The organism is Isoptericola sp. NPDC058082 (genome assembly GCF_042885055.1).
Lineage (GTDB): Bacteria > Actinomycetota > Actinomycetes > Actinomycetales > Cellulomonadaceae > Isoptericola.
Genome location: NZ_JBHVSQ010000006.1, coordinates 231,502 through 246,222 on the forward strand (window position 1 = coordinate 231,502; position 14,721 = coordinate 246,222).

At 74.6% G+C, this 14,721-nt stretch carries 13 protein-coding genes; 8 read left to right on the forward strand and 5 right to left on the reverse strand.

Features of this window, described 5'->3' with window-relative positions; translation table 11 throughout:
* Positions 1-8: 8 nt before the first annotated feature.
* From ACFVS0_RS11210 to ACFVS0_RS11220, 3 genes are all read right to left on the reverse strand, one after another.
* A complete protein-coding gene (locus ACFVS0_RS11210; protein WP_430588003.1) occupies positions 9-2,327 on the reverse strand; it encodes an immune inhibitor A domain-containing protein in 2,319 nt (772 codons plus the stop codon).
* Between the two features lie 168 nt (positions 2,328-2,495).
* Positions 2,496-2,882, reverse strand: a complete 387-nt coding sequence (locus ACFVS0_RS11215) for a DUF5655 domain-containing protein (protein WP_430551283.1) — start codon at positions 2,880-2,882, stop codon at positions 2,496-2,498.
* Positions 2,883-2,912: 30 nt separating this feature from the next.
* On the reverse strand, positions 2,913-3,410 hold the full coding sequence (locus ACFVS0_RS11220; RefSeq protein ID WP_430551282.1) for an NUDIX domain-containing protein: 498 nt from the start codon (positions 3,408-3,410) through the stop codon (positions 2,913-2,915).
* Between the two features lie 389 nt (positions 3,411-3,799).
* Here ACFVS0_RS11220 and ACFVS0_RS11225 point away from each other — a divergent pair, with 389 nt between their 5' ends.
* The 3 genes from ACFVS0_RS11225 (at position 3,800) to ACFVS0_RS11235 (ending at position 6,401) form a co-directional block, all read left to right on the forward strand.
* The gene (locus ACFVS0_RS11225; RefSeq protein WP_430588004.1) at positions 3,800-4,948 is read left to right on the forward strand and encodes a 3-deoxy-7-phosphoheptulonate synthase; all 1,149 of its coding nucleotides are present in this window, start codon (positions 3,800-3,802) and stop codon (positions 4,946-4,948) included.
* A 159-nt stretch (positions 4,949-5,107) separates the two neighbouring features.
* On the forward strand, positions 5,108-5,680 hold the full coding sequence (locus ACFVS0_RS11230) for a sigma-70 family RNA polymerase sigma factor (protein ID WP_430551280.1): 573 nt from the start codon (positions 5,108-5,110) through the stop codon (positions 5,678-5,680).
* Positions 5,673-6,401, forward strand: a complete 729-nt coding sequence (locus ACFVS0_RS11235; RefSeq protein WP_430588005.1) for an anti-sigma factor domain-containing protein — start codon at positions 5,673-5,675, stop codon at positions 6,399-6,401. Before ACFVS0_RS11230 ends, ACFVS0_RS11235 begins: the two co-directional genes overlap by 8 nt.
* Positions 6,402-6,541: 140 nt before the next feature.
* On the opposite strand, the gene ACFVS0_RS11240 is transcribed toward ACFVS0_RS11235, so the two are convergent.
* Positions 6,542-7,228, reverse strand: coding sequence for a fasciclin domain-containing protein (locus tag ACFVS0_RS11240; RefSeq protein ID WP_430588006.1), 687 nt, complete (start codon positions 7,226-7,228; stop codon positions 6,542-6,544).
* 128 nt (positions 7,229-7,356) lie between these two features.
* Here ACFVS0_RS11240 and ACFVS0_RS11245 point away from each other — a divergent pair, with 128 nt between their 5' ends.
* Both ACFVS0_RS11245 and ACFVS0_RS11250 read left to right on the forward strand, forming a co-directional pair.
* Entirely contained in the window at positions 7,357-9,207 is a 1,851-nt protein-coding gene (locus tag ACFVS0_RS11245) for a cytochrome c biogenesis protein DipZ (RefSeq protein ID WP_430588007.1), read from the forward strand.
* A 103-nt stretch (positions 9,208-9,310) separates the two neighbouring features.
* Positions 9,311-9,955 (forward strand): hypothetical protein, encoded by a 645-nt coding sequence (locus tag ACFVS0_RS11250; protein WP_430588008.1) that lies wholly within the window; start codon positions 9,311-9,313, stop codon positions 9,953-9,955.
* A gap of 4 nt (positions 9,956-9,959) precedes the next feature.
* On the opposite strand, the gene ACFVS0_RS11255 is transcribed toward ACFVS0_RS11250, so the two are convergent.
* Positions 9,960-11,342: a DUF4232 domain-containing protein gene (locus tag ACFVS0_RS11255; RefSeq protein ID WP_430588009.1), complete on the reverse strand. Its 1,383-nt coding sequence runs from the start codon at positions 11,340-11,342 to the stop codon at positions 9,960-9,962.
* A gap of 139 nt (positions 11,343-11,481) precedes the next feature.
* Between ACFVS0_RS11255 and ACFVS0_RS11260 the strand changes: the two genes are divergently transcribed.
* From ACFVS0_RS11260 to ACFVS0_RS11270, 3 genes are all read left to right on the forward strand, one after another.
* Complete coding sequence (locus ACFVS0_RS11260; RefSeq protein WP_430588010.1) at positions 11,482-12,741, forward strand: glycosyltransferase family protein; 1,260 nt, start codon at positions 11,482-11,484, stop codon at positions 12,739-12,741.
* A gap of 22 nt (positions 12,742-12,763) precedes the next feature.
* Complete coding sequence (locus ACFVS0_RS11265) at positions 12,764-14,011, forward strand: glycosyltransferase family 4 protein (protein ID WP_430588011.1); 1,248 nt, start codon at positions 12,764-12,766, stop codon at positions 14,009-14,011.
* Positions 14,008-14,721, forward strand: a 714-nt coding sequence (locus tag ACFVS0_RS11270) for a glycosyltransferase family 4 protein (RefSeq protein ID WP_430588012.1), incomplete at its 3' end; no start/stop codon positions are given. The genes ACFVS0_RS11265 and ACFVS0_RS11270, both read left to right, overlap by 4 nt.

The window sequence follows — 14,721 nt, forward strand, 5'->3', positions numbered from 1 at the left end:
GGTGAGGGTCAGCCCTTCTTGCGCGGCGTGGTGACGTCCACCGTCATCACGCCGTTCTTGCCGTTGACGGCCTTGACCTTGATCTTCGTGCCCGTGCCGCCGACGACGACCGACCCGCCGGGGTTCGTCGCGTCGTAGTAGGCGTTCGGGTCGGTGTCGTCGAAGACGCTGTCCGCCTTGTTCGACCAGGTGCGCAGCGTCGTCAGACCCGCCGCGGTCTCCCGGTGCAGGGTGAACGCGTCGGACTTGCCGAGGCCGAACGTCGCGTCGAACGCCTGGATGCGGTTGCGGGCGACCGTGCCGTCCGACCACCGCAGCGCCTGCGCGTTCGCGTCGACCGGCAGGGCCTGCCCGCCGCCCGGGTGCTGCGACGTGTTGTTGTCGCCGTAGAAGCTGTTCGCGTACCAGACCAGCAGGCCGTCCTGGTACGGGTAGTGCTCCACGGTGTTCGGCTTCGACGAGGTCCAGCCGAAGTTGTACGGCCCGGTCTTCAGGGTCGAGTCGTAGCCGGCGTACTGCCGGTTCTCCGCCACGTAGTAGTGCGAGTACTCGACCTCGTACGTGCCGTCCGCCCCGATGACGTGGAAGCCGTCGTTCGTCCAGTCCGCGAACCCGTCGGCGAAGTCCTCGGTCAGCGCGTCGCCCACGGCCACGTCGTCGACCGTGAGGCCCAGCAGGTTGAGGCCGCCGTCGCTCTGGTAGCGGAAGCGGATCTGCGCGTCCTGGCCGGCGTAGTCGGCGAGGTCGGCGGTGAGGTCCACCCACTTCTTGCCCGAGTCGCCCGAGATGCCGCCGTTCGCGTCCTCGTCGGAGAGGTTGGTCGCCAGCGGGGTCCAGCTGGAGCCGCCGTCGGTCGAGACCTCCGCGAACGCGTGGTCGTAGCCCGGTTCGATGGCGTACTGCACCTTGGCGGTGAGGGACGCCCCGTCGGGCACGGTGAACGACGGCGACGTGAGCGTGTAGTTCGCGTTGCTGCCGGTGCCGGAGTAGGCGAACTGCCCGTCGTACGGGTCGACGCCGAGGTCGACGTCCTTGACGCCGTCCGGCAGGTTCACCACGACCGCCTGCGGCTTCGTCGTCGCGTGGTACGACGGGCCGAGCTTGACGGTGGCGCGCTCGCCCTGGTCGACGGTGGTGTAGTCGAGCCAGCCGAGGAACATCTTCTCCGTGGCGCCCATGTGGTTCGGCGTGGTGCCGATGGTGCCGTCGCCGTGGCCCAGCCAGGAGCCCGAGCTCATGAGGTTCCAGAAGCCGGTGCCGTTCTCGCCGCCCTCGGTGTCGTAGTAGTCGGGCAGACCGAGGTCGTGGCCGAACTCGTGCGCGAAGACGCCGAGCCCGCCGTTCTCCGGCTCCGTCGTGTAGTCACGGATCCAGATGTCGGAGTCGCCGATCTTGATGCCGCCGACCTTCGGGAACCCGGCCGGGCCGTTGGTGCCCAGCGGGTTGACCGCCCACCGGTGCGACCAGATGGCCGACTCCGGGGCACCGGCCTCCTCGCCCTCGCCCGCGTGGATGGCCTGGAAGTGGTCGATGTAGCCGTCCGGCTCGTCGAAGATCCCGTCGCCGTCGATGTCGTAGCGGTCCCAGACGTCGAACGACTGCAGGTACTCGTCGATCTCCTCGGCCGTCCTGCCCTGCGCGACCTGGTCCGCGTACCAGGCGTCGGCCGAGTCCTGCACGAACCGCGTCATGTCCGTGTTCGACTCGGTCTGCCCGTACGACGCCGAGTTGTACGGCACGGTCACCCAGTCGGACACGTCGCCCTGCAGGTCGAACCGGCCCGACGACATCTCGTCGTAGACGCCGGCGAACGACTCGCCGTTCTGGTCCTCCAGCCCGGTGAAGAACATCTCCTTGTAGTGCTCCTGGGAGAAGTTCTCCTCCCAGTAGGTGGAGTTGTCGCTGCGCGTGGGCTCCGGGATCTCGTTGTGCTCCGGCCCGGTCTGCGGGGCGTCGGGGAAGCGCGGGTCGGCCTGGTCGCCGAAGTCGACCAGGAACGTGAGCAGCTGCGCCGTCTGCTCGGTCTCGTACTCGACCCACTGGTTCTTGCCGACCTTCACCGACTTCGACGTGTGGGCGCCCTTGCCCAGCGTCTGCACGGTGGCGTCACCCATGGCGACGCGGTCGACGGCCTCCTGCTTGAGCGCGGTGCGCTTCTCCGCCAGCGGGTCGGGACGGTCGTCCTCCTTGACGTGCGCCGCGGGGTCGGACGGTGGGGCGTCGGGCGCGGGCGCCGAGGACGCCGACGCCGCGATGCCGGGAACGAGGACGGCGGCGGTCAGCAGGGCTCCCGCTGCGCCGAACGCGCTCGTGGTGCGTGCTCTCACGGTTTTTCCTCCAGGGGTGTCGGAGCGACCCGGCCGTGGGGGCCGGGCACCGTCGTGCGGGGGCGCGTCGGTGCGCCCGAGCAAACTGTGGCGGGGCACACATAACCACTTCCACGTTTCACCCGCGAGACGAACGGGGGCACGTGTCGCGGACCGGGACGGACGTGCTCAGCCCGCGGCGTCGTACGCCTCGCGCACCCAGGCGGCGACCTCGTCGTCCAGCTCGGCCGCGTCGTGGACCTCGACGTGGTGCGTCCACGCCCTCGACGTCGGGTGCACCACCTGCGTCACGCGCGGGGAGCGGTCCTCGCGCGGGAGGACGAACGTGACGACGGCGGGCGCGTCGACGTGGTCGCGGACCCCCACCCACGGCGGCCAGACGAACGCGAACCCGCGCCGGCGGCGGAACGCGACCTGCGTCCTCGTGGTGCGCGTCGTGACGTCGTCGCCCGTCACGTCCGCGACGAGGTCCGCGAACGCCCGGCAGATCGCCAGGCCCGCGGGGGAGTGCGCGAACAGCTCCTCGGGGGTGGAGGGGGTGGCGGGGGTCGGCACGGGCGCCTTCCTCTCGGGGCGGGCGGACGGTCAGCGCACGAAGTACGGGGCCCCGGAGCCGGCGGCGAGCCAGCCGAGGGCGTGTCCCAGCCGCTCCGCGGACGACGGCGCGAGGTCCGCCGGGACGTCGTCGGGCGCGAACCACGCGACATCGGTGGACTCGTCGTCGGCGACGTGCGCCCGCGCGGCGGCGGCAGGGCTCGCCGCCCGGCACAGGAAGCACAGGTCGAGGTACTGCGACCGGTCGCCGTTCGGGTACTCGACCGGCGGGGTGACGGTGACCGCCACGAGCGCGTCGACGACGACGTCGACGCCCGTCTCCTCGAGCACCTCGCGGGCCAGGCCGACGGCCGGGTCCTCGCCCGGCTCGAGGATCCCGGACACCACCGCCCACAGGCCGTTGTCGGCGCGGCGGCCGAGCAGCAGCCGGCCGTCGTCGTCGAGCACGACGGCGGACACCCCGGGCAGCCACAGCAGGTCGTGGCCGACGTGGGAGCGCAGGGCGGAGACGAAGTCGGGCACCGGCATGCGTCGACACTACGAGGGTCCGCCCGGTGTCGCCGGACCGGGCTGCCGGACCGGGCTGCCGGACCGGGCTGCCGGACCGGGCCGCCGGACCGGATGGTGGACGCGAGTGGACGGAGGCGGGGGCGGCGACGTACCGTCCTCGTCGTGGACACCCGTTGGTATTGGCGCTTTACGCCGGCTCCGGTAGGAGCTCGGCGGGCTGACGCCTGACCGACGACTACTCCGGAGCCAGCACAGGGCCTGGGACGCATCGTGCGTCCGGGGCCCTTCGTCGTCAGACGGGCCGCTCCGGTCGGGCATGGACCACGGTTCGAGAAGACGCCGCGACGACGACGCCGAGCCTCCACCCCCCGACCGCCCTGCCGCCGACACCCTCCAGGAGCCCCACCATGAGCACCGCCACCAGCACCACCCCCGCCGCCACCGACCGCACCGCGCCGTCCGAACCCGCCCGGCCGCATACTGACCTGATGGCAGAGACCTCCGACCTGCGGGTCCGCGCGCTCGACCCGCTGCCCGCGCCCGGCGTCATGCGGTCGGAGCTGCCGCTCGGCACCCCGCGCAGCGACCTCGTGACGACGTCCCGCCGCGAGGTGCGCGACGTCCTCCGCGGCGAGGACGACCGGCTCCTCGTCATCGTCGGCCCGTGCTCCGTGCACGACCCGGCGGCCGCCCTCGACTACGCCCGCCGCCTGGCGCCGGTGGCGCGTGAGCTGTCCGACGACCTGGTCGTCGTGATGCGGGTGTACTTCGAGAAGCCGCGCACCACGGTCGGCTGGAAGGGCCTCATCAACGACCCGCACCTGGACGGCTCCCACGACGTGCACCACGGCCTGCGCCTGGCGCGCGAGGTGCTGCTGGGCGTGCTCGACGCAGGCGTGCCCGCCGCGTGCGAGTTCCTGGAGCCCACCAGCCCGCAGTACATCGCCGACGCCGTGACCTGGGGCGCGATCGGCGCGCGCAACGCGGAGTCGCAGGTGCACCGGCAGCTGGCGTCGGGGCTGTCGATGCCGGTCGGCTTCAAGAACGCGACGGACGGCGACGTGCAGATCGCCGTCGACGGCTGCATCACGGCGGCGAGCGAGCACACCTTCTTCGGGGCGGACGCCGAGGGGCGGGCGGCCGCCGTCGAGACGACCGGCAACCCGGACTGCCACGTCATCCTGCGCGGCGGGCGCGGCGGCCCGAACTACTCGGAGAAGGACGTGGCGGACGCGCTGGCGGTGGCGCGCACGTCCGGCCTCGGCGGGGCCGTGGAGGCGGGCGTCGTGGTGGACGCGTCGCACGGCAACTCGGGCAAGGACCACGTGCGGCAGGCCGAGGTGGTGCGCGAGCTCGCGGCGCGCGTCGCCGACGGCGAGCGGGACGTCACCGGCCTCATGATGGAGAGCTTCCTCGTGGCGGGCGCGCAGAAGCCGGGGCCGCTCGACGGGCTCGTCTACGGCCAGTCCGTCACCGACTCCTGCCTCGACTGGGACACCACGGCGGACCTGCTCGGCACGCTGGCCGCCGCCGTCCGCGCGCGCCGCGAGGCCTGATCGGGCCGTCGTGCGTGCGGCGTGACGCGCGGCACACGGCACCGACCCATCCACGGGGCCGCCGGCGTCGAACCTGAGGTGTCCCGGACGGTCCGGGACCGGACACGCGGGGAGCGGATGGCGATCGATCCGGCCGGGCCGGTGCGGCAGACTGGCCAGGTGCCGCCAGCCACGACGCCTCCGAGGTCGGCCGACGCCGCCCTGGTGGCGTGCGTCGGCGCGGACCCGGCCACGTTCGGTCCGGTCTACGACGCGCTCGCCCCCGTCGCGCACGGGACGGCGCTCGGCGTGCTGCGCGACCCCGACCACGCCGCCGAGGTGACCCAGGAGGTGATGGTGGAGGTGTGGCAGACCGCAGCCAGGTTCGACCCGGCGCGCGCCTCCGCGCGCACCTGGGTCGCGACGCTCGCCCGGCGGCGCGCCGTCGACCGGGTGCGCGCCGAGCAGGCGCGACGCGACCGCGACCAGCGGGACGTCGACGCGTCCGTCGCCGGCGCCCCCCGCGACGTCGTGATCGAGGACGTCGAGCGACGGCTCGAGGGGGCGGCCGTGCGCCGCTGCCTCGACTCGCTGACCGCGACCCAGCGGGAGGCGGTCGTCGAGGCCTACTACGGGGGCCGCACGTACCGGGAGGTCGCGGAGCGGCTCGGCGCCGCGCTGCCCACCGTCAAGAGCCGGATCCGCGACGGCCTCGGCCGCCTGCGCGACTGCCTGGGGGTGGCCCGTGGCTGACGACGACGCCACGCGAGACGCCTGGGACCTGCTCCCCGCGTACGCCCTCGACGCCGTGGACGACCTCGAGCGCCGCGCCGTCGAGCGGCTGCTGGAGTCCGAGCCCGACGCGCGGCGTGCCCTCGACGAGTACCAGGACGTCGTCGCCGCGTTCGCGGTGGAGCACGAGCCGCCCGCGCACGTGCGCGACGCCGTGCTCGCCCGGGTGGCCGGCATGCCGCAGGCCGCGGCACGTGGCGCGGCCCCCGACGCGCCGGCGACGCCCGCCGTCCGGCCGCGCCGCCGCTGGGGCCTGGTCGCCGCCGCGGCGGCCGCGGTGGTCGCGGTCGCCGTGCCGACCACGATCGCCGTCCAGGAGCACCGCGAGGCTGTCCGGCTGGAGGCGCAGGCCGACCGGGTCGCGCAGATGCTCGCCGACCCGGAGGCGCGCCTCGTCACGGCGCCCGTGGAGGGCGGCGGCGAGGCCACCGCCCTGGTCTCGGGCGGCGACGTCCTGGTCTCCGCCGAGGGCATGCCCGCCCCGGGCGAAGGTCACGACTGGCAGCTGTGGATCGTCGCCGACGACACGCCCGTGTCCGCGGGCCTGATGCCGACGGCCTCCGGCGGCGTGTCGCGCGCGCTCGTCGAGGGCGGCGCCGGGCACGTGGTCGCCGTGACGCTGGAGCCGGCGGGCGGCTCGGCGCAGCCGACCACCGACCCCGTGCTGGCGATCGAGTCCTGACCCGCGGACACCGGTCCGCACGAGGTCCCCGCACGTCTGTCTCCGCACCCCGTTCCATGCACGCCGAAGGGCCGCCGCACCCCCTGCGTGCGGCGGCCCTGCGAGCCTCGTGACGGACGACCGGTGTCCCCGGCGCGGCGTCACATCGGCGGCATCAGCACCGAGTCGACGAGGTAGACGGTGGCGTTCTGCGTCATGACGCCGCCGCAGACGACGTTGGCGTCGTTGACCTTGAGCTCGTCGCCGGAGCCGGTGACCTCGAGGGTGTCGCCCTGGACGGTCTCGTGCTCCCCGACGATGTCCTCGGGCAGGATCTGGCCGGGCACCACGTGGTAGGTGAGCACCGTGGTCAGGAGGTCGGCGTCGGTGGAGAGGGTGTCGAGGGTCTCCTGGTCCACCTTCCCGAACGCGTCGTCGACCGGCGCGAACACGGTGAACTCGCCGCCGTTGAGCGTGTCGACCAGGTCGACGTCGGGGTTGAGCTCGCCGCTGACGGCCTGCGTGAGGGTCTTCAGCATCGGGTTGTTGGACGCGGCCACGGCGACCGGGTCGGTCGACATGCCCGTGATGGAGCCGGCGCCGTCGGGCACCTGCTCGGCGTAGGCGTCGCAGCCCGGGCCGACGAGGTTCGCCGCCGGGTCGGCGGACATGTCGTCGCTCATGGCCTCCGTCGGCTCCTCGGAGGCCATCGGCGACTCCTCCGTCATCGTCTCCTCGGAGCCGGACCCGGCGTCGGCGCCGGAGTCGGACGAACAGGCCGCGAGCCCGAGCAGGGCCAGGGTGGCGAAGCCGGCGGCGGCGGTGCGGGTACGAGTGCGGACGTTCATCGTTCTCTCTCCTTGCGTCGTCGCCCCTCCGGTCCCGGGGCGCTCGTCCGGGGTTCGGAGTGGGCGGCCCACCGGATGGGTGTCGTCGGCGATCCCATCCGCCGGCCCCTCCGTTCCGAACGACGGGCATGGAGACCCTGGTCCTGATCGGCCTGCTCGGTGGCCTCATCACCGGCATCTCGCCGTGCATCCTGCCCATGCTCCCGGTGATCTTCTTCGCCGGCGGGGTGCAGGGCGCCCGCGAGCCGGCGCTGCGCTTCGACGTGCCGACGGCGGTGCGCACGGGCGCGGGCGGGCAGGTCGAGACCGGCGTCGCGCCGGCGGGCGAGGGAGCCCCCGCCGTCGGACTGGCGGACCGGCCCGCCCGGCGCCGTGCGCGGTCGTGGCGGCCCTACCTCGTGATCGCCGGGCTGGTGCTGAGCTTCAGCACGATGACGCTGCTGGGCTCGCTGGTCCTCGGCGCGCTCGGGCTGCCGCAGGACCTCCTGCGCTGGGTGGGCATCGTGCTGCTCGCGGCCCTCGGGGTGGGGATGATCGTGCCGCGGTTCGAGGAGGTGCTGGAGCGGCCCTTCCTGCGGCTCGCGTCGCTCGGGTCGCGCCGCGCGGCCGGACAGGACCGGGGCGCGTTCGTGCTCGGCCTCGGGCTGGGGGTGCTCTACGTGCCGTGTGCGGGCCCGGTCCTCGCGGCGATCACGGTCGCGGGCGCGACGGGAGACATCGGGCCGGGGACGGTGGCCCTCACGGTGTCGTTCGCCGTCGGCGCGGCGGTGCCGCTGCTGGTCTTCGCGCTCGCCGGACGGCGCGTCGCGGAACGGGTCTCGGCGTTCCGCCGCCACCAGCGCGGCATCCGGGTCACGGGCGGCGTCGTCGTCCTCCTGCTCGCGGGGGCGCTCGCGCTGAACCTGCCCCAGCAGCTGCAGCGCGCGCTGCCGGACTACACCGGGGCGCTGCAGCAGCAGGTGGACGAGAACGCCTCCGTGCAGGACGCGCTGGACCTGGGCGGGATCGTCACGGACGCCAACCGCGAGCTCTCGAACTGTGCCAACGGGTCGGCGGAGCTGGCCGACTGCGGCATCGCGCCGCCGCTCACCGGCATCACCCGGTGGCTCAACACCCCGGACGGTGCGGCGCTGGACCTGGCCGACCTGCGCGGCAAGGTCGTGCTCATCGACTTCTGGACGTACTCCTGCATCAACTGCCAGCGCGCCATCCCGCACGTGAGCGCCTGGTACGACGCGTACCGGGACGCCGGCCTCGAGGTGATCGGCGTGCACACGCCGGAGTTCGCCTTCGAGCGCGAGACGCGCAACGTCGTCGCCGGCGCCCGAGACCTCGGCGTCGAGTACCCGATCGCGAAGGACAACTCGTACTCGACCTGGACGACGTACCGGAACCGCTACTGGCCCGCCGAGTACCTGATCGACGCCGAGGGGACTGTCCGGTACATCAAGCACGGCGAGGGCGACTACGGCGTCACCGAGCAGCACGTCCGCGACCTACTGCGCGCCGCCGACCCGGACGTCGAGCTGCCGCCCGCCACCGACGTCGCGGACACGACGCCCGGCGAGGAGACGACGCCCGAGACCTACCTCGCCCTCAACAAGGTGTTCAACTACTCGGGCTCGCCCGAGTACGGCTCCGGCCGGGAGGCGTACTCCCACCCGGACGACCAGGCCCGCGACACCTTCTCCCTCGGCGGCACGTGGGACGTCGACTTCCAGGGCGCGACGGCCGCCTCCGACGATGCGACCCTGCGGCTCGCGTACCGCTCGACCGACGTGTTCACCGTGCTCGGCGGCGAGGGGACGGTCACCGCCCGCGTGCTCGCCGACGACGGCAACGTGCGCGCCGAGCGCGAGATCGACGTGGCCGGCAACCCCACCCTGTACGACGTGCTGCGCGGCGACGGACCGACCGCAGGGGTCGTCGAGCTCGACGTCCCCGACGGCGTGTCCGTCTACACCTTCACCTTCGGCTGACGGCGACGGTCTGCACCGTGAGCGTCTCTGCTGGTCAGGACTCACCCCGCGGAACCCTGACCAGCAGAGACACTCGCCGTGCGCGAAGGTCTACGCTCCCGGCGTGCGCAACGACATGCTGGACGTCCGGCTTCGGGTTCGCCGGCGGACCCTCTGGCTCGCGGGGATGGTGGGCCTGCTGGTGACGGGCGGGGCCTGCTGGTGGGCGCTGGCGGCGAGCGCCGACGTCGAGCTCGGGTCGATGTCTTCGTCGGGCGCCGGCTACAGGGACGAGTGCACGTACCCGGATGAGGGCTTCTGGGCGCTCTTCGCCGCGGACCAGGACGTCGCCGTCGTGCAGACCGTCCGCAACGACGCCCGCTGGCCGATCACCGTGACGAGCCTGCTGCCCGACGTCTTCCGGTTCGGCGCGGTCGCCGCCGACCCGCGGGACGACTTCGCGTTCGACCCGTCGGACGGCCCACCGCCCGGCACGACCGAGACGGTCGAGATCCCGCCCGGCCGTGAGGTGGCGATGTGGGTTGTGGGTCCCTGGGGGCGGCTGGAAGCGGACGCGAATCGTGGCGGTCCGGCGGGCATGCGCACGGGGATCGAGCACGCGCCGGTCCGCGTCCGTTCGCTCGGGATCACGCGGGAGACGGACGTCCGGCTCGAGAAGATGCTGTGGATCAGCGACCTCGACCTCGACTCGGGACAGTTCCAGCACGAGATCACGGAGCTGTGCGTTCGCACCGGTCGAGGTGCGTGACGCCTCACGACCAGCCCTCAGCCCCCTGCGCCCACGGGCCGACGCGTACCTCGGCGCCGTCGAGCACGTCGAGCTCGGCGGTCGGGGTCAGCGGGACCGGATCTCCGTCCGGGACGGCGGCGACGTCCACCGTCGTGGTGACGTCCGGGTCGTTCGCCGTCGACATGGCCCGCCACTGCACGGTGGCCAGCGCGCGCTCGCCCGCCGGCACGACGACGCGGCCCGCGACGACGCCGGGCGCGGACGGCTCGGTCGTGACGTCGTCCTGCGGCTCGCCGTCGGCGTCCCGGAAGGTCAGCCGCGGCACGCCGTCGAGGGCGCACGGCCGCCCGGACACATTCTCGGCGAGCACGGCGAGATACCGGCCGCCGGCCGCGGCGTCCGGCGTGCCGAGGGTGAGGCGGAGGTCGTCGCCCGCGCAGGCCGGGGCGTCGTCGTCGGCCGGCCACGCCCCGACGCCCGCGGGCAGCGGCACGGTGTGCTCCTCGGGCGTCGGGGGCGGCGCGGCCGCGACCCAGCCGTCGACGCGCGCGGCGTAGCCCGGCTCGGTGAGCGTGTACGCGAGGTGGCGGCCCCCGGCGTCGCGGGCGGGGTCGTCGAGCCAGCGCGCGACGCCGTCCGCCTCGGGGGACGACGTCGGCCCGGCGAGGCCGACCTGGAGCGTCAGCGCGGTGTCGTCCGCCGCCGTCGTGCCCGGGGGGAACCCCGCGTGCACGACGACCGACGCCACGCCCGGCCGCCCGGCCGCGTCGACGGCCAGCCGCGCGGCCGCCACCACGGGGACGCGCCCGGAGGCGTCGTACCGCACGGCGTCGTCGGCGGTGCCGAGCGACGCGGCGATCTTGTGCTCCGCGGCCTCCTCCGCCAGCCGCACGAGTCCCTCTCCGTCGGCCGCCTCCGCGCTGACGCCGCTCACCGTCGTCGCGCCGGCGTCACGGAGGACGACGGCGTCAGCGACGGAGGACGCGTCGCCGTCCTCGGTCACCCACGCGGTCAGCGGGTAGACCTCGACGCCATGCACCGTCCGCGGGTCGCCGGTGTGCACCGCCGTGGTGCGGGACAGCGTGCGCACTCCGTCGACCCGCGCTGCCGCGAGCAGACCGTCCGCCCGCGCGGCGGCCGCGCTCGCGGCCTCGGGGGAGAGCCCGTCGTCCAGCACGACGTCGACCGTCGCGAGGGCGACGTCGCCGTCCTTCGCGTCGCGGAAGGCCACCTCGTAACCGGTGACCTCCGCGGAGACGACGCCGGGGAGGGCTGCGGCCTGCCGGGCGGCAGCGCGCAGCTCGTCCGGCACGGGGTCCCAGGGGCGCCAGACGACGACGAGAGCCGCGAGCGCGGCGGCCACGATCAGGGCGCTCACCAGCACGAAGATGCGTCGTCGGGTCACGACGGGAGCGTGCCAGACCCGCGGGACGGGTGCGCGGCGGACCTGGGCGTGCCCTGTGCAGATGCTGCGCCCTTCCGGATGAGAACCCCCTCATGGTCGCCTCATCCGTGACTCAGGCAACCTCCGCAGGGTGACCAGGGTGCGACAGATATCAGCGGTCGAACCCGAGTTCCCGGCGCGACGCCGGGTCGCGTTCTACTCCCACGACACGCAGGGACTCGGCCACGTGCGGCGCACGTCGCTGCTGGCGCGCGCGGTGGTGGACGCCGACCCGGACGTCGACGTCCTCCTCCTGTCCGGCGCGCGGGAGGCGACGAGCCTGCCGCTGCCGGAGCGCACGGAGGTCGTGACGCTGCCGCGCGTCGGCAAGGACCCGGACCGGGGCTACGGCCCACGCGCCTGGGGCGGCACGCTGGACGACGTCGTCCGCGTCCGGGCGGGCGTGCTCGACGGCGCGCTGGCCGCGTTCCGCCCCGACGTGCTCGTGGTGGACAAGGTGCCGCTCGGCGTCGGCGGCGAGCTGCTGCCCGCGCTGCGGCGGCTGCGCGCCGAGGGCGGGACCGCGTGCGTGCTCGGGCTGCGCGACGTGCTCGACACCCCCGAGGTCGCCGTCCGCGAGTGGCACGAGCAGCGCAGCACGTCCGTCGTCGAGCGGTTCTTCGACGAGGTGTGGGTGTACGGCGACGCGCACGTCTACGACCCGCTCGCCGAGTACGCGCTGCCCGACCACATCGCCGCCCGCACGGTGTTCACCGGATACCTCGGTCGCGGTCGCGCGTCCCTCGCCGAGCCGGTGCGCGAGGGCGCGCCCTACGTCCTCTGCCTGGTCGGCGGCGGGCAGGACGGCGCGTCCCTCGCGGAGGCGTTCGCCGCCGCGCCGCTGCCCGCGGGCCACCGGGGAGTGCTCGTCACCGGGCCGTACCTGCCGGAGGCCGCCCGCGACCGGCTGGACGCCGTCGCCTCCGGCCGCGACGACCTCGAGGTGCACGCGTTCGTCCGCGACGTCGTCCCCCTCGTCGAGGGCGCCGCCGCCGTCGTGACCATGGGCGGCTACAACTCCGTGTGCGAGCTGCTCGCGTCCGGCCGCCCCGGCCTGGTCGTGCCGCGCACGCACCCCCGCGCCGAGCAGCTCGTGCGGGCCTGCCGGCTCGCCGACCTCGGGCTGCTCGACGTCCTCGTCGGCCCGATCACCCCCGAGCGGGTCGGCGCCTGGCTCGCCCGCACCGCCGCCGACGACGCGCCCCGGCGGCCCGAGGTCGACGTCGACCTCGACGGGCTGGCGCGCGTCCCTGAGCTCGTGGTCGGGCTCGCCGACCGCGTCGCGACCCCCGCCCGCGCGGGGGCCGCCACCCCGCACCCGCAGGACCAGCAGGAGGAGGAGCACCGTGCCACGGCCTGACATCACCCACACCACCCCCTTGATGGCGACGAGCGCCCCGCGAGTCGGCTACGTGACCAAGATGTACCCGCGCTTCTCGGAGACGTTCGTCGTCAACGAGGTGCGGGGCCTGGAGCGCCGGGGCCTGGAGATCGAGATCTTCTCCCTGCGCGCGCCCGTCGACACGCGGTTCCACGCGGCGCTCGCGGCCGTCGCCGCGCCGGTGCGCTTCGTGCCACGCGCGACCCGCGCGGCGGACGCCTGGTCGGCGCTCGCGGAGGCACACGCCCGGCTCGACCTCCGCGGCCTGCCGGCCGCCACCCTCGCAGACCTGCTCGCCGCGGACCCGGAGGACGCCGTCCAGGCGCTGTGGGTGGCGACGGCCGCGCACGACGCCGGGCTCACCCACCTGCACGCGCACTTCGGGTCGGTCGCGACGACGGTCGCGCGGCTCGCCGCCGCCGTCCTGGGGATCGGGTACACGTTCACCGCGCACGCGAAGGACATCTTCCACGAGTCGGTGGACCCCGCCGACCTGCGGACGAAGCTCGCCGACGCGCGCGCCGTCGTCACCGTGAGCGACCACAACCTCGCCCACCTGCGCGACACCTACGGGACGGCGGCAGGCGGCGTCGTGCGCGTGTACAACGGGCTCGACCTCGACGAGTACGCCCGCGCGACGGCGCCACGGCGGCCCGGGCGGGTGTGCGCCGTCGGCCGCCTCGTGGAGAAGAAGGGCTTCGGCGACCTCCTCGACGCCCTCGCCCTCCTCGTGGCGGACGGCCGTGACGTGCACCTCGACCTCGTCGGGTCCGGCCCGCAGGAGGCCGAGCTGCGCGACCGTGCCGCCGCGCTGGGCCTGCTGCGGGACGGCGCGGAGCACGTGACGTTCCACGGCCCGCTGCCGCAGGACCGGGTGCGCGACGTGGTCGCGCGTGCCGCCGTCTTCGCCGCGCCGTGCGTGCTCGGCGCCGACGGCAACCGCGACGGCCTGCCCACCGTACTGCTGGAGGCGATGGCCCTCGGCACCCCCGTCGTCTCGACGCCGGTCACCGGCATCCCCGAGGCAGTGCACGACGGCGCGACCGGCCGGCTCGTGCCGCCCGGCGACGCCCCCGCGCTCGCCGCGGCGCTCGGCGCCCTGCTCGACGACCCGGGCGAAGCAGCCCGCCTCGCCGACGGCGCGCGCGCCCACATCGAGGCGGAGTTCGACGTCGTCGGCACCTCCCGCCGCCTGCTGGACGTGCTGGAGACCGCGGCGGCCACCGTCGCGGAGGGGAGGGCGGCATGAGGGTCGCGTACGTGAGCTCCGACCCGGGGGTGCCGGTGTTCGGCCGCAAGGGGTCGTCCGTGCACGTGCAGGCCGTGCTGCGCGAGCTGGTGCGCGCCGGTTGCGAGGTGCACGTCGTGACGACGCGCCCCGGCGACGACACCCCCGCCGACCTCGCCGACGTCGTCGTGCACCGCGTCCCCGTGACGCCCACCGGCTCGACGGCGGGGCGCGAGCGGGCGCTGCAGGACGCGGACGCCCAGGTCGGCGACCTACTCGACGGGCTGAATCAGCGGGCCGGGATCGACCTCGTCTACGAGCGCTACTCCCTGTGGGGCACGGCCGCGACGGCGTGGGCGCGCGACGCCGGCGTCCCCAGCGTGCTGGAGGTGAACGCGCCGCTCGTGGCCGAGCAGCGCACGCACCGCGACCTGGTCGACGAGGTCGGCGCCGAGCGCTGCGCCCGCGCGGCCGTCGGTGCCGCGACGGCCGTCGTCGCCGTCAGCGGTCCCGTCGCGGCCTGGGCCGCCGACCGCGCCGGCGAGCACCCCGCCAAGGTCCACGTGCTGGCGAACGGCGTGGACACCGCCCGGATCACCCCGCGGGCCTCCACGCGGGCAGCCACGGACGGAAGCAGCCGCGCCCTGCCGCATTCTTCGCGCGGACGTATCCCTCCCGAAGTGGAGGGCGCCCTGGCGCCCGTGAACGCGTCCGCGCGAAGAATGCGGCAG

Bases quoted from the DNA above. Each gene is read 5' to 3' on its own strand.
- ACFVS0_RS11245 (WP_430588007.1), top strand. From the start codon at position 7,357: ATGGAGACCCTGGTCCTGATCGGCCTGCTCGGTGGCCTCATCACCGGC.
- ACFVS0_RS11220 (WP_430551282.1), bottom strand. From the start codon at position 3,410: ATGCCGGTGCCCGACTTCGTCTCCGCCCTGCGCTCCCACGTCGGCCAC.
- ACFVS0_RS11225 (WP_430588004.1), top strand. From the start codon at position 3,800: ATGAGCACCGCCACCAGCACCACCCCCGCCGCCACCGACCGCACCGCG.
- ACFVS0_RS11265 (WP_430588011.1), top strand. From the start codon at position 12,764: ATGGCGACGAGCGCCCCGCGAGTCGGCTACGTGACCAAGATGTACCCG.
- ACFVS0_RS11240 (WP_430588006.1), bottom strand. From the start codon at position 7,228: ATGAACGTCCGCACTCGTACCCGCACCGCCGCCGCCGGCTTCGCCACC.